Raw genomic sequence first — 13,661 nt, forward strand, 5'->3', positions numbered from 1 at the left:
CCAGCAGCAGACCCTCGACGGCGGCGGCCACCACATCCTCATCGGGCTCGCCGGGCAACCCGGCCAGCGTGCTGACCACCTCGGCGGTGCCGTTCAGCGAGCGTGCCGCCGTGCCTGCGGCGCGCCGGACCAGATCGGCGGGCCAGGAGTCGCGAGCCTTGCCCAGTCCGACGGTCAGCACGCTGGCCACCGGTAGCGACGCCACCACCAGCCGGTTCACCTGCTCACTGCCGCCCTTGGCGTTGAGCGCCCGCAGCCCGGACTCGATCTCGGCGACCGCTTCGGCGGGAAGCGCCGGCTCGGTCGCGGCGACCACGGGCTCAGACTCGTCGCCGGGCGACACGACCGGCACGATCAGCACGGCCTCGTCGGCGGCTCCCTTGGTTTCGAAGGGCAGCGAGTCGGTGACGGTGACGGTGGGGGCGGGATATCCGGGTTGGGTGCTCACAAGCACCCACCCTAACGATCGGGGGCCAGGCCCAGCTCGTATGCCGGGACGGGCTCTTCGAATCCCTTGAGCGTCAACGGCCCTCGCGCGATGACCGGCCACCCGGACAACTCCTTGACCACGCCGGCGCAGGCCAGCACCTGTCGGGGGGCGGCGGCATCCACCAGGCGCGCGGCCAGGTTCACCGGGGTGCCGAAGTAGTCGCCGTTGATGGCCAGCAGTTCGCCGTAGCCCAGCCCGGCGCGCACCTGCAGGCCCACTTTGCGGGCTTTCGGGTGGTTGACCAGGTCGGTCGCGGCCTTCGCCAGCAGCTCCGCGCTCGCGCTGACCCACATCACGGCGTCGCCGATGAACTTGACCACCCGCCCGCCGTCGGCGTGCACCACGTCGGCGACGCTGCCGCCGAAGTCGGTGAGCAGGCTCGCCAGCTCCTCGGAGGTGAGGACCTGGGTCAGGGCGGTGAAGCCGGTCAGGTCGGCGAAGCCGACGCCGCAGACCATGCTGGACGTCGGCCCGGCCGCCAGCCCCTCCAGGAACGTTCGGGCGCTGACCTGGTGCTGGCGGTGCACGGCGTCGATCATCGCGCCGAGGCGCGGGATGAACGTCGCGACGGAGCGCCAGGCCCGCGCGGTGGTGAGCTCATCGAAGGTGTGGCCCAGCCAGACGTCGGGCTCACTGATCCGGATCATCGACGACTCGGCCTCGGCCAGCCGCGCCATCGTCGACCCCAGCACCCGCAGGAAGCCGTCGACCGGCTCGCCGAGGTAGGACCGCATCTCGACCCAGGTGGCCAGCCCGTCGACGTCGGCCTGGCTCAGGGCGGGCGTGTCCGGACTCGGGACGCTCAACCCGAGCATCGTCCAGGCCCGCTCGACCTCGCCGACCGGCACGGCCAACGCCTCGGCGGCGGTCCGCAGGGTGTAGCTGGGCGGGCCCGAGCGCCCGACGACGTCACCGGCCAGGCCGAACAGCCGGCCCTGCCGCTCGGCCTCGACCATCTGCTCGGTGGTGAAGCCGAGGGCGTCGAGGTACTCGATGAGGTCGGCGCGACTCCGCGCGTCGGCGATTCCCGCGGCTTCGAGCGCGTCCCAATCAACCACGTACACAAGTGTGCCGATTAGGCTGGCTCGTCGTGAGCGAACTGCAACACGGACCCCTGGAAGACCGCCACCGTGAGCTGGGCGCCAGCTTCGCCGAGTTCGGTGGCTGGCTTATGCCGGTGTCCTACGCCGGCACGGTGGCCGAGCACAACGCCACCCGCGACGCGGTGGGCCTGTTCGACGTCAGCCATCTGGGCAAGGCGACGGTTCGCGGCCCCGGTGCGGCGGCGTTCGTCAACGCCACGCTCACCAACGACCTGAACCGGATCGGACCGGGCAAGGCGCAATACACGTTGTGCTGCAACGAATCCGGTGGTGTCATCGACGATTTGATCGCCTACTACGTGGCCGACGACGAGATCTTTCTGGTCCCCAACGCGGCCAACACCGCGGCGGTGGTGGCTGCACTACACCAGGCTGCCCCGGCCGGAGTGACCATCACCGACGAGCACCGTTCGCGCGCGGTGCTGGCGGCGCAGGGGCCGCGATCGACCGAGGTACTGGCCGGCTTGGGCCTGCCCACCGAGATGGACTACATGGGCTTCGCCGACGCCTCGTATGCGGGCGTGCCGGTGCGGGTGTGCCGCAGCGGCTACACCGGCGAACACGGTTACGAACTGCTGCCGGCCTGGGAGAAGGCGGGCGTGGTGTTCGACGCACTGGTGGCTGCGGTGACCGAGCTCGGGGGCGAGCTGGCCGGGCTGGGCGCCCGCGACACGCTGCGCACCGAGATGGGCTATCCGCTGCACGGTCACGAATTGTCGCCGGCCATCTCGCCGCTGCAGGCCCGCTGCGGTTGGGCGATCGGGTGGAAAAAGGAATCGTTCTTCGGTCGCGACGCGCTGCTGGCGGAGAAGGCTGCCGGTCCCGCCCGGCTGCTGCGCGGGCTGCGCGCCACGGGTCGGGGAGTGCTGCGCGCCGATCTGGCGGTGCTCGACGGCGACCGGCAGGTCGGGATCACCACCTCGGGCACCTTCTCGCCGACGCTGCGGGCCGGTATCGCGCTGGCGCTGATCGATGCCGATGCCGGCATCGATGCCGGCGCGCAACTCACCGTCGACGTGCGAGGTCGCGCGGTGGAGTGCGAGGTGGTACAGCCGCCGTTCGTGACGGCAAAAACCCGCTAGCGCACCGGTTATACAATCGCTGCATGAAAAGCGGCCTCCTCGAGTTCCACGTGTCGGTCACAGCGAACCCGACTCCTGTCGAGGTACGCGAATCCATCTTGGCCGAACCGGGTTTCGGCAAGTACCACACCGATCACATGGTGTCGATCGACTACACCGTCGACGCCGGTTGGCACAATGCGCGGGTCATGCCCTACGGGCCGATCGAACTGGACCCGTCGGCGGTCGTGCTGCACTACGCGCAAGAGGTCTTCGAGGGACTGAAGGCCTACCGCTGGACGGACGGGGAGATCGTGTCGTTCCGGCCGGAGGCCAACGCCGCCCGGATGCGCGCGTCGGCTCGGCGGCTGGCGATCCCGGAACTTCCCGACGAACTGTTCATCGAATCGCTGCGGCAGCTGATCGCCGTGGACGGGGCCTGGGTGCCGGCGCCCGGCGGCGAGGAGTCGCTGTACCTGCGCCCGTTCATCTTCGCCACCGAGCCGGGACTTGGGGTGCGGCCGGCCAACGAGTACCGCTGCCTGGTGATGGCCTCGCCGGCCGGCGCGTACTTCAAGGGCGGCATCAAACCGGTGAGCGTCTGGCTCTCCACGGAGTACGTGCGGGCCTGCCCGGGCGGCACCGGAGCGGCCAAGTTCGGCGGTAATTACGCCGCCTCGCTGGTTGCCCAGGCGCAGGCCGCCGACAACGGCTGCGATCAGGTGGTGTGGCTGGATGCGGCCGAGCGGCGCTACGTCGAAGAGATGGGCGGGATGAACCTGTTCTTCGTGTTCGGCACCGGTGGCTCGGCGCGGCTGGTCACCCCGGAGTTGTCCGGCTCACTGCTGCCCGGCATTACCCGGGATTCGTTGCTGCAGTTGGCCACTGACGCCGGGTTCGCGGTCGAGGAACGCAAGATCGACGTCGGCGAATGGCAGAAGAAGGCCGCCGCCGGCGAGATAACCGAGGTCTTCGCCTGCGGCACCGCCGCCGTCATCACCCCGGTGTCACACGTCAAGTCCGCCGACGGGGAGTTCACCATCGCCGACGGCTCACCTGGTGAGGTCACCATGGCATTGCGCGACACCCTGACCGGCATCCAGCGCGGCACCTTCGCCGACACCCACGGCTGGATGGCCCGGCTGGACTGAACCGGCGGGTTCAATGCGGCGGTCCCAGCTTCGCCTCTCCTCCGTCGAGCCTCGCTGGACCGCCGGGTTTAATGCGGCGGTCCCAGCTTCGCCTCTCCTCCGTCGAGCCTCGCTGGACCGCCGGGTTCAATGCGGGGGACCGGGCGGGGGGTCGGGTTCGTCGGTTCCCATCTGCCAATCTTCGGCCGCGGCATCATCGGCGTCGGGATAGTCCGCTGGGTCGCTGCTGCCCTCGGTCATCGCCTTGCGGGATTCGCGACTCCGCTTGCTGTAGCGGTGGTGCCGAGCCATCGGAGTCAGTCCTCTCCCGTGGGCCAGCCGATAATGCGGCATTTATACAAACCTACTCTGGGAATAAGCCCGCCGGGGGGAGAAATGTCTATCTGTTCGGAGAATTGTTACTTATCGGGGCGAGGTTAGAGCGCGGCCAGCAGCACCGCGAGCAGCGCCGTGGTCCACTCGACGGCGGCGCCCAGCACATCGCCATTGATCCCCCCGAGGCGGCGCACACAATGCCTGACCAGCAGCGACGCGCCGCCCAGCGCCACCGCGACGGCCACCGGCCCCTGCCACGGCGCCGAACCGGCGACCGTCGACCCGGCTGCCAGCACCAGCACCCAGGCCATCGCCACCGGCAGCGGCTGACTGCCCGCCACGGTGGCACCCAGCGTGCTGCCCAACGCGGCGGGCACCGAACGCCGACAGGCCAGCACCGCCGCCACCCGCCCCGCGCAGAGCGCGACCACGATCCCCGCTGGATCGAGCATCGGCAACGCCAAGGCCTGCAGGCCGATCACCAGCACCACCGCGACCACGCCGAACGGTCCGGTCGAGCCGTCGCGCATCACCTGCAGTGCCTGCGCGGCGGGCCGGTAGCTGCCCAGCCCGTCGGCGGTGTCGGCCACCCCGTCGATGTGCAGCCCGCGGGTCGCGGCCAGCAACACCGCCACCGCGAGCAGCCCGGTCAAGGCGCTACCGGGACCGAATGCGAACCCGCCGGCCCAGACCACCCCGGCCGCCACAAGGCCCAGGACGGCGCCGACCACCGGAAGGGCCGTCAACGTCCCACGTCCCGGCGGACCGCCGGCGCCGCCCAGTCGCACGGCCGTCCCGAACGCGACCGCCGAGGCCAGCGACCGGATCACCCGTGCGCCTCCGCGGCGGGCCCGGAAACGCCCGCCTCGGCGAAGGTGGACATCGAGGCCAATGTCGCCACCGCCGCGCGCAGCACCGGCAGCGCCACCGCCGCACCGGTGCCCTCGCCCAGCCGCATCCGCAGGTCGAGGATCGGCTCCAGACCCAGCGCCGCGCAGGCCAGCGCGTGGGCCGGCTCGGGGGAGCGGTGACCGGCCTGCCACCACGCCCGCGCGCCGGGGGCCAGCCGGTCGGCCACCAGAGCGGCGGCGCTCGACGCCAGACCGTCGAGCAGCACCGGGGTGCGCCGCACCGCCGCCTGCGCACAGAACCCGGCCAGTGCCGCCAGGTCCGCACCACCGCAACAGCGCAGCAACCCCAGCGGATCGGACACCCCGCGAGAGCGGAACAGCGCATCGCGCACCGCCGCGGTCTTGCGCACCCAACCGGCGTCGTCGATGCCGGTCCCGTGACCGACCGCCTCGACGGGCTCGGCGCCGGTCAGTGCTGCGATCAAAGTCGCTGCCACAGTGGTGTTTCCGATGCCCATGTCGCCGGGGATGAGCAGGTCGGCCCCGGCGTCGACTTCCTCGTCGGCGATCCGGCGGCCCGCATCCACCGCGGCCACGGTCTGCTCGGCGGTCAGGGCGTCTTCGCTGGCGATGTCGCCGCTGCCGCGGCGCACCTTGTAGGCGCTCAAGTCGCTGACATCGCTGTTGATGGCCATGTCCACCACCCGCACGCCCGCGCCGCCGACGACGGCCAGCGCGTTGATGGCGGCGCCGCCCCGGTCGATGTTGACGGCCATCTGGGCGGTCACCTCCGCCGGATAGGCGGACACCCCTGCGCGGGTCACACCATGGTCGCCGGCGAACACCACCACCCGGACCCGGTCGAATTGCCTTGGCGGGCAATGGCCTTGACAGGCTGCCACCCAGACTGACAAATCTTCCAGGCGCCCCAGCGAGCCCACCGGCTTGGTCAGGGCGTTCTGCCGTGCGCGGGCGGCGGTGGCTACCGTCGCATCAGGCGGGCTGACCGGCGGGAATTCTGCGGAGTCCACGGCTGTCGGCCCCTGCGCCGAACTCAGCCGAGGCGTTCGCCGCGGCGCACCTGCGGACGCGGTGCCCGCATCCGGCGCAGCGTCGATGCCCGACTGGCGGCGTAGATGCCCAGTTTCCACCGGGCCTCGGTGTTGTCCGGGTACTTGATGTCGACCAGCCTGCCGGCCTTGCGGGCCAGCAGGACGCCGTCGACGGCCATCGCGACCATCAGCAGCATCATCGCCGGCGAGATGTAGAACTGGACCTGCGGGACCGCCATCATGATGAACATCAGGCCCAGCGCTACCGGCATGAACAGGCCGAGCAGGTTGTAGCGGGCGTCGACGATGTCGCGGACGTACCGGCGTACCGGGCCGCGGTCACGCTCGAGCAGGGCCGCTTCGTCGCCGGCCATCATCCGCTCCCGGCGCTGGGCCATCCGCTCGCGCCGCTCGGCCTTCTCAGCCCGGCGCTCCTCTTTGCTCAGCTTCGGGCCGGCCAGGCTTTTGCGCCTGGCCCTGGCTTCGGCGGCGGTCATCGGCGCCGGCGCCACCGGGCCGCGACGTTTGGCGGCGGCGTTGCGCTTGGGGGTGGGCCGGCCCTTGGGTGCGGTGCCGCGGGAACGAGCGGAGTCCCCGGCATCGACGCTGTCGAGGTCGACGGCGCCACTCACGAGTTCAGCGGCCCCCGCTGAACCCGCCCCATCTTTCCTGCGTCCCGGCAACTTCACGCCCGCCAGGTTACTTGCCCGGCCGCCGACGGCGTCCGTGTGGCTCGATACCCTGCCGGTATGGCTGACCACCCCGGTCCCGGCACCTCCGCCGCCCCGGGGACGGCCGTGCTGCGGGTGCTGATCGCACCGGACTGCTACGGCGAGAGCCTGACCGCGGTGCAGGCCGCCGCCGCCATCTCGACCGGATGGCACCGCAGCCGACCCCGCGACCGATTGGCGATCGCCCCGCAATCCGACGGCGGCCCCGGGTTCGTCGCGGTGCTGGCCGCCGGGTTGGACGCCGCCGGTTCGGGCACGGTGCAGCGGTGCCGGGTCAGTGGGCCGCTGGGCGAGCCGGCCGACGCCGAATGGCTCTGGGACGTCGCATCCAAGACCGCCTATCTGGAGTGTGCGCAGGCCTGCGGCTTGGCGCTGATGGGGGGCCCGCCGTCGCCGCAGACCGCGCTGGCCGCCCACAGCGCCGGAGTGGGTCAGCTCATCGAGGCGGCGCTGACGGCCGGTGCCGAGCGGATCGTGGTCGGACTCGGTGGCAGTGCCAGCACCGACGGCGGGCGGGGGATGGTCGACGAACTGGGCGGCCTGGTGACCGCCCGGCAGCGGCTCGCCGAGGTAGAACTGATCGCGGCCTGCGACGTCGAATACCCGCTGCTGGGGCCATGGGGCGCGGCGCGGGTGTTCGGCCCGCAGAAGGGTGCCGATGCTGCCACCGTGGCCGTACTCGAAAGCCGCCTGAGCGCGTGGGCGAACGAACTGGACAGCGTGGCGGGACGGCAGGTGAGCGCCGCCTCCGGGGCCGGCGCTGCCGGCGGGATCGGCGCGGCGTTGCTCGCGCTGGGTGCCACCGCCGAAGCCGGGGCGGACATCGTGGCACGCCACACCGGTCTGGCGGCCGCCCTCGCCGATGCCGACGTCCTCGTCACCGGTGAGGGCCGGTTCGACCAGCAGTCCCTGCACGGCAAGGTGATCGGTTCGCTGTGCACCGCGGCCCGGGCGCGGGAGCTGCCGGTGCTGGTGCTGGCCGGTCAGATCGACCTGGACGAACCGGCGCTGCGGTCGGCCGGCGTGGTGGCCGCCCGGGCGATCGCCGACCACGCCGGATCCGTGCGGCTGGCCCTGGTGGACGCGGCCAACCAACTGATCGGGCTGACCACGGTGCTTGCGGCGCAGATCGGCAGCCGGCCGGCGGATTCCCCCGATCCGGCGGCTCAGTAGGGAACACCTCGGCGCACGGTATCGTTGTGACGGTGGGCTTGGATGCTTCGAGTCGAGGCGAGCCCGCCCCGAATCAATCGCAATAGGGAGACGCAATGACTGTTCAGGACCAGTCGACCACCGAGTCTCAGGGCGTGGTCTTGACCGATGAAGCCGCGGCCAAGGTGAAGTCGCTGCTGGCCCAGGAAGGCCGCGACGACCTGACCCTGCGCATCTCGGTTCAACCGGGCGGCTGCGCCGGCCTGCGCTACAACCTGTTCTTCGACGACCGCACCCTCGACGGTGACGTGATCACCGACTTCAACGGGGTCAAGCTGGCCGTGGACCGGATGAGCGCCCCGTACCTGCAGGGTGCGGAGATCGGCTACGCCGACCAGATCGACAAGCAGGGCTTCACCATCGAGAACCCCAACGCCGGCGGCTCGTGCTCGTGCGGCGACTCGTTCAACTGACCATCGGCAACCGCCCCTCGGCCTGACGGCTAGGCGCTGCCCGGCGACGGACCGGGTTGCACCGGCCGCTACCGTGGGAACCCACATTCAGGTCCACGGTGCACACACGAGGGGGATAGTCAGTGACGATTGCGGTGACCGGTTCGATCGCAACCGACCATTTGATGCGCTTTCCGGGTCGGTTCTCCGAACAGCTGTTGGCCGATCACCTGCAGAAGGTTTCGCTGAGCTTCCTGGTCGAAGACCTGGTGGTGCACCGCGGCGGGGTGGCCGGCAACATCGCCTACGCGATCGGCGTGCTCGGCGGTGACGCCGCCTTGGTCGGCGCGGCCGGCGACGACTTCGCCGACTACCGCGACTGGCTGGTGTCGCACGGCGTCAACTGCGACAACGTGCTGGTCTCCACGACCTCGCACACGGCGCGCTTCACCTGCACCACCGACGTCGACATGGCCCAGATCGCCTCGTTCTATCCCGGCGCCATGTCCGAGGCCCGCAATATCTCGCTGGCCAAGGTGGTCGAGAACGTCGGCAACCCCGAACTGGTGATCATCGGGGCCAACGACCCCGAGGCGATGTTCCTGCACACCGAGGAGTGCCGCAAGCTGGGCCTGGCGTTCGCCGCCGACCCCTCCCAGCAGCTGGCCCGGCTGACCGGCGAGGAGATCCGCCGGCTCATCGACGGCGCGGCCTACCTGTTCACCAACGACTACGAGTGGGACCTGCTGCTGTCCAAGACCGGCTGGACCGAGGCCGACGTCATGAAGCAGGTCGGGATGCGGGTCACCACCCTGGGTGCCAACGGTGTCGACATCGTCCACCCGGACGGCTCCCGCGTCCACGTGGGCGTGGTTCCGGAGAAGGCCCAGACCGACCCGACCGGAGTCGGTGACGCCTTCCGCGCCGGTTTCCTCACCGGCCGCAGTGCCGGGCTGAGCCTGGAGCGCTCGGCGCAACTGGGATCGCTGGTGGCGGTGCTGGTGCTGGAGTCCACCGGAACCCAGGAGTGGTCGTGGGATCGCGACGGCGCGCTGGCCCGGCTGGCCGACGCCTACGGCGACGCGGCGGCCGCCGACATCGGCACCGCGCTCAAGTAGTTTCCACCTACGCGAACGTGCGGTTTCATACGTGCGCTGCGGCGCGTTGCGGATGAAACCGCACGTTAGGAGAAGCGTTTAGAGCTGTACCGGGTAGGCCGGCTCGCTGATGGCCGGCACCACGGAGTGTTCGACGAAGATCGCGTGCCACAGCATGAAGATCAACATGGTCCACAGCCGGCGGCTGTGATCGGCGGTCCCGGTGCGGTGCTCGTCGAGCATCGCGCGCACCGCGGCGACATCGATCAGGTGGTCGGCGCCGGTGGCGGCCACCGTGGCGTAGGCCCACTCCACCAGCTCACCGGCGCGCAGCCAGTGCCGCAACGGCACCGGGAAGCCGAGCTTGGGCCGGTGCAGCACGTGGGCGGGGATGATCGGCTCCAGCGCGCGGCGCAGCGCGTACTTGGTGGTGGTGCGGGTGATCTTGGCCGACACCGGCAGCCGTGACGCCACCGCGAACACCTCGGGGTCCAGGAACGGCACCCGCAGCTCCAGCGAGTTGGCCATCGTCATCTTGTCCGCTTTGACCAGGATGTCGCCGCGGAGCCAGGTGAACAGGTCGATGTGCTGCATGCGGGCCACCGGGTCCCAGCCGGCGGACTCTGCATACAGCGGGGCGGTGACGTCGGTGTGGGTCCAGTCGGGGGAGAAGCCGGGCAGCACCGCACGCAGTTGCTCGTCGGAGAAGCTGCGCGCGTTGCCGTAGTAGCGCTCCTGCAGTGTGAGCGACCCGCGGTGCAGCAGGCTTTTGCCGCGCATTCCTTCGGGCAACGGCCGCGACACCTTGCCCATCGACCGGCGCATCGGTGCGGGCAGGTAGTCGAACGGCCGCAGCGACAGCGGCTCGCGGTAGATCGTGTAGCCGCCGAACAACTCGTCGGCGCCTTCCCCGGAGAGCACCACCTTGACGTGCTTGCGGGCTTCGCGGGCGATGAAGTACAGCGGCACCAGGGCCGGGTCGGCGACCGGGTCATCGAGGTACCAGACGATCTCGGGCAGGGCGGCGACGAACTCGGCCGGGCTGACCACCTTGACCACATGCCGGGCGCCGATCGCCTCGGCGGACGCGGCGGCCACGTCGACCTCGGAGAAGCCCTCCCGCTCGAAGCCGGTGGTGAAGGTGATCAGCTTCGGGTTGTGGCGTATTGCCAGCGCGGCGATCGCGGTGGAGTCGATCCCTCCCGACAAAAAGGCGCCGACGGTGACGTCGGCCCGCATGTGCTTGGCCACGGAGTCCTCGAGCACCGCGGTGATCTCGTCGTAGCGCGCCTGCTCGGTGTCGCGGGTGATCGGCGTGGCGTCGAAGCGCGGCGTGAAGTAGCGGGTGATCTCGGGAACCGGCCGATCCGGGCTGATCTTCGCCCAGCAGCCCGACTCCAGCCGGCGCACCCCGCGGTGCAGGGTTTCGGGTTCGGGTACGTACTGCAGCACCGTGTAGTGCTGCAGCGCGCGGATATCGATGCCGGCGTCGCCGGTCTCGAAACCAACCAAGTCGGCCAGGTCCAGCAGTGACTTCTTCTCGCTGCCCACTGCGGTGCCGCCCGGTCCGCTCGCCACGAACAACGGCTTGATCCCGAACGGGTCGCGGGCGCAGAACAGCTCACCGCGCAGGGTGTCCCACAGTGTGAAGGCGAACATGCCGCGCAGCCGCGGCAGCACGTCGGCGCCCCAGTGGTGGTAGCCGGCGACGATCGCCTCGCCGTCGCCATCGGTGTGGAAAACCGCGCCGTGGGCCGCGGCCAACTCGGCGCGCAGCTCGAGGTAGTTGTAGATCTCGCCGTTGAACACCAGCACGTAGCGGTCCGGTTGCTCGGCGGGCCCCCAGCGCAGTGGCTGGTGCGAATGTTCGATGTCGATGATCGACAGCCGGTTGAAGCCCAGGGCCACGCCGTCACCGGTCCAGGTGCCCAGTTCGTCGGGCCCTCGATGGCGCATCAGGTGCGCTGCCCGTTCGACCCGTGCGGCGATGCCGGAGAGGTCGCTGACGTCGGTGGCGGGGACCGCGCCGGGGTTGGCGGTGCCGGCCGGGGCACACACGAAGGCCAGCAGTCCACACATCGGGTCCTAGTATGCCGCACCGGCATCGGCCCGGGCCTGCGCAGGGCGGGTACTTGAGTGGGGCGGCCGCGCGGCGGGTACCCAGCGCGATCGGCCAACCGGCAGGTCTCGCGAACCTCGGTCATCCGGGTGGTCTACGCTGCGTAGTATTCGACTGCTCCGCCGGTTCGAACCGGGCCGGTCTGTGACTCGAGGAGGCACCAACGTGACACGTCGCGGGCAGGGCGTTGTGCTTAGCCGTCTGCGTCGACCGCTGGCGGGGGCCGGCGCGCTCGGACTGCTGGCGGTGACGCTCAGCGGCTGCAGCTTCGACTGGACCGACGTCGTCGGTTTCGGCTGGCCCAAGGGCATCACCCCGGAGGCCGAGGCCAACTACAAATTGTGGCTGGGCATGGTGATCGCCTCGGTCGCGATCGGCGGGCTCGTCTGGGGAATGATCTTCTGGTCGACGATCTTCCACCGCAAGAAGGCGACCGACACCGAACTCCCGCGCCAGTTCGGCTACAACATGCCCCTGGAGCTCGGCCTCACCGTCCTGCCGTTCCTGGCGATCGCGGTGATCTTCTACTTCACCGTCGTGGTGCAGGAGAAGATGCTGCACCACGAGCCGGACCCCGAAGTGGTCGTCAACGTCACCGCGTTCCAGTGGAACTGGAAGTTCGGCTACCAGAAGGTCAACTTCTACGACGGGACGCTGAGCTACGAGGGCGCCGACCAGGAGCGCAAGGACGCGATGGCCTCCAAGCCCGAAGGCGTCGACAAGCACGGCGAGGAACTGGTCGGACCGGTCCGCGGACTCAACACCGACGACCGGACCTACCTCAACTTCGACAAGGTCGAGACGCTCGGCACCACGAGCGAGATCCCGGTGCTGGTGGTGCCCAGCGGCAAGCGCATCGAGTTCGTGTTGAACTCCGCCGATGTCATCCACTCCTTCTGGGTGCCGGAGTTCCTGTTCAAGCGTGACGTCATCGCCTGGCCCGAGCGCAACAACCAGGTGAACACCTTCCAGGTCTCCGAGATCACCAAGGAAGGGGCGTTCGTCGGCCACTGCGCCGAGATGTGCGGCACCTACCACGCGATGATGAACTTCGAAGTCCGGGTGGTCTCGCCCAACGACTTCAAGGCCTACCTCGGCCAGCGCATGGCCGGGAAGAGCAACGCCGAGGCGCTGGAGGCGATCAAGCAGGAGCCGCTGGCCATCACCACGTACCCCTTCGATAGCCGCCGCGGGCTGCTCGCCCCCAACGCCAGCGACAAGTAGGGACAACCTCATGCGCATCGAATCCAGGCTGTTCGAGTTCGTGGCCACCTTCTTCGTGGTGGTCGGGATCATCTACGCCGCGCTGACGACACTGTTCGCCACCGGCGGGGTGGAGTGGGCCGGTACCACGGCCCTGATCCTCACCGGGGTGATGGCCCTGATCGTGGCCACCTTCTTCCGGTTCGTGGCCCGCCGGCTGGACACCCGCCCCGAGGACTATGAGGCCGCCGAAGTCAGTGACGGCGCCGGGGAATTGGGCTTCTTCAGTCCGCACAGCTGGTGGCCGATCCTGATCGCGCTGTCGGGCTCGGTGGTCGCCGTCGCGATCGCGTTGTGGCTCCCGTGGCTGATCGCGGGCGGCGTGGCGATGGTGCTGGCGAGCGTGGCCGGGTTGGTCTTCGAGTACTACATCGGCGCCGAGAAACACTGAGCCGGTCCGCACGCACCGCCGTGTCAACCCGCTTGGGTAGGGTTGCCGGTGCACAATGACCAACGGCGGTTGATTTCGGCCGCGGTGGGTGTGGCGCGCGTGGGCGCCGCGGTGGAACAGGATAGGCGGGAATGAGCGGGCCGAATCCCCCGGAGGCGGGCTCTGAAGCCGAGGACCCCGGCACCGGTCAGCCGTCCTCAGACGCCGTCTCGGGCGCAGCCGCTGACGCGGATATCCCGGCGATCGATGAGATAGCCGCGGCCACGCCGAACAACACGGCATACTCGCAGGCCTATTCGGCTCCCGAGTCCGAGCAGTTCTTGAGCGGCCCCTACGTGCCGGTGGATCCGCGGCTGTACGAGTACGACAACTACGACACCCCCGAAGAGCCGGATCCGCACGCCAAGACGCCACGCTGGCCCTGGGTGGTCGG

The 13,661-nt window shown here is 69.9% G+C and carries 14 protein-coding genes and 1 pseudogene; 8 read left to right on the top strand and 7 right to left on the bottom strand.

The genetic code is table 11. The annotated features are described in order from the left end of the window. Both A5648_RS14830 and A5648_RS14835 read right to left on the bottom strand, forming a co-directional pair. Positions 1–448, bottom strand: a 448-nt coding sequence (locus A5648_RS14830; RefSeq protein WP_428844344.1) for a M17 family peptidase N-terminal domain-containing protein, incomplete at its 3' end; no start/stop codon positions are given. Between the two features lie 11 nt (positions 449–459). Then, positions 460–1,548 (bottom strand): adenylate/guanylate cyclase domain-containing protein, encoded by a 1,089-nt coding sequence (locus tag A5648_RS14835; RefSeq protein WP_065025294.1) that lies wholly within the window; start codon positions 1,546–1,548, stop codon positions 460–462. A gap of 32 nt (positions 1,549–1,580) precedes the next feature. Here A5648_RS14835 and gcvT point away from each other — a divergent pair, with 32 nt between their 5' ends. Further along, positions 1,581–2,675, top strand: a complete 1,095-nt coding sequence (gene gcvT / locus A5648_RS14840) for a glycine cleavage system aminomethyltransferase GcvT (RefSeq protein ID WP_065025284.1) — start codon at positions 1,581–1,583, stop codon at positions 2,673–2,675. A 23-nt stretch (positions 2,676–2,698) separates the two neighbouring features. Continuing rightward, entirely contained in the window at positions 2,699–3,805 is a 1,107-nt protein-coding gene (locus tag A5648_RS14845) for a branched-chain amino acid aminotransferase (protein WP_065025285.1), read from the top strand. Between the two features lie 126 nt (positions 3,806–3,931). Here the strand turns inward: A5648_RS14845 and A5648_RS24085 are convergent, their stop codons facing one another. The 4 genes from A5648_RS24085 to A5648_RS14860 all read right to left on the bottom strand — a co-directional run bounded on the left by A5648_RS24085 (position 3,932) and on the right by A5648_RS14860 (position 6,712). Then, positions 3,932–4,096 carry a hypothetical protein gene (locus tag A5648_RS24085; protein WP_165607353.1) on the bottom strand — a complete coding sequence of 55 codons (165 nt, stop codon included), beginning with the start codon at positions 4,094–4,096 and terminating at the stop codon, positions 3,932–3,934. Positions 4,097–4,221: 125 nt separating this feature from the next. Beyond that, entirely contained in the window at positions 4,222–4,950 is a 729-nt protein-coding gene (locus A5648_RS14850; RefSeq protein WP_065025286.1) for an adenosylcobinamide-GDP ribazoletransferase, read from the bottom strand. After that, on the bottom strand, positions 4,947–6,002 hold the full coding sequence (gene cobT, locus A5648_RS14855; protein ID WP_065025287.1) for a nicotinate-nucleotide--dimethylbenzimidazole phosphoribosyltransferase: 1,056 nt from the start codon (positions 6,000–6,002) through the stop codon (positions 4,947–4,949). The genes A5648_RS14850 and cobT overlap by 4 nt, the downstream gene beginning before the upstream one ends. 23 nt (positions 6,003–6,025) lie before the next feature. Beyond that, complete coding sequence (locus A5648_RS14860; protein ID WP_065025288.1) at positions 6,026–6,712, bottom strand: DUF3043 domain-containing protein; 687 nt, start codon at positions 6,710–6,712, stop codon at positions 6,026–6,028. 60 nt (positions 6,713–6,772) lie between these two features. On the opposite strand from A5648_RS14860, the gene A5648_RS14865 reads away from it, so the two are divergent. The 3 genes from A5648_RS14865 to A5648_RS14875 all read left to right on the top strand — a co-directional run bounded on the left by A5648_RS14865 (position 6,773) and on the right by A5648_RS14875 (position 9,476). After that, entirely contained in the window at positions 6,773–7,927 is a 1,155-nt protein-coding gene (locus A5648_RS14865) for a glycerate kinase family protein (RefSeq protein ID WP_082966514.1), read from the top strand. A 95-nt stretch (positions 7,928–8,022) separates the two neighbouring features. After that, a complete protein-coding gene (locus A5648_RS14870; RefSeq protein WP_065025289.1) occupies positions 8,023–8,379 on the top strand; it encodes a HesB/IscA family protein in 357 nt (118 codons plus the stop codon). Between the two features lie 122 nt (positions 8,380–8,501). After that, positions 8,502–9,476, top strand: a complete 975-nt coding sequence (locus A5648_RS14875; protein ID WP_065025290.1) for a carbohydrate kinase family protein — start codon at positions 8,502–8,504, stop codon at positions 9,474–9,476. 78 nt (positions 9,477–9,554) lie between these two features. On the opposite strand, the gene asnB is transcribed toward A5648_RS14875, so the two are convergent. Further along, complete coding sequence (asnB, locus tag A5648_RS14880) at positions 9,555–11,534, bottom strand: asparagine synthase (glutamine-hydrolyzing) (RefSeq protein WP_065025291.1); 1,980 nt, start codon at positions 11,532–11,534, stop codon at positions 9,555–9,557. Positions 11,535–11,718: 184 nt separating this feature from the next. Here asnB and ctaC point away from each other — a divergent pair, with 184 nt between their 5' ends. The 3 genes and pseudogenes from ctaC to A5648_RS14895 form a co-directional block, all read left to right on the top strand. Then, positions 11,719–12,798, top strand: coding sequence for an aa3-type cytochrome oxidase subunit II (gene ctaC, locus A5648_RS14885; protein WP_234787438.1), 1,080 nt, complete (start codon positions 11,719–11,721; stop codon positions 12,796–12,798). 10 nt (positions 12,799–12,808) lie between these two features. Beyond that, positions 12,809–13,228, top strand: a complete 420-nt coding sequence (locus A5648_RS14890) for a cytochrome c oxidase subunit 4 (protein WP_065025293.1) — start codon at positions 12,809–12,811, stop codon at positions 13,226–13,228. 131 nt (positions 13,229–13,359) lie between these two features. Continuing rightward, positions 13,360–13,661 (top strand): annotated as a pseudogene (locus A5648_RS14895) (hypothetical protein); the annotation flags it as partial.

The organism is Mycolicibacter sinensis, from assembly GCF_001673565.1.
Taxonomy (GTDB): domain Bacteria; phylum Actinomycetota; class Actinomycetes; order Mycobacteriales; family Mycobacteriaceae; genus Mycobacterium; species Mycobacterium sinense_C.

Excerpts from the sequence above, each read along its gene's own strand:
- A5648_RS14845 (WP_065025285.1), top strand. The coding sequence starts at position 2,699 with ATGAAAAGCGGCCTCCTCGAGTTCCACGTGTCGGTCACAGCGAACCCG.
- A5648_RS14870 (WP_065025289.1), top strand. The coding sequence starts at position 8,023 with ATGACTGTTCAGGACCAGTCGACCACCGAGTCTCAGGGCGTGGTCTTG.
- A5648_RS14890 (WP_065025293.1), top strand. The coding sequence starts at position 12,809 with ATGCGCATCGAATCCAGGCTGTTCGAGTTCGTGGCCACCTTCTTCGTG.
- A5648_RS14865 (WP_082966514.1), top strand. The coding sequence starts at position 6,773 with ATGGCTGACCACCCCGGTCCCGGCACCTCCGCCGCCCCGGGGACGGCC.
- asnB (WP_065025291.1), bottom strand. The coding sequence starts at position 11,534 with ATGTGTGGACTGCTGGCCTTCGTGTGTGCCCCGGCCGGCACCGCCAAC.
- A5648_RS24085 (WP_165607353.1), bottom strand. The coding sequence starts at position 4,096 with ATGGCTCGGCACCACCGCTACAGCAAGCGGAGTCGCGAATCCCGCAAG.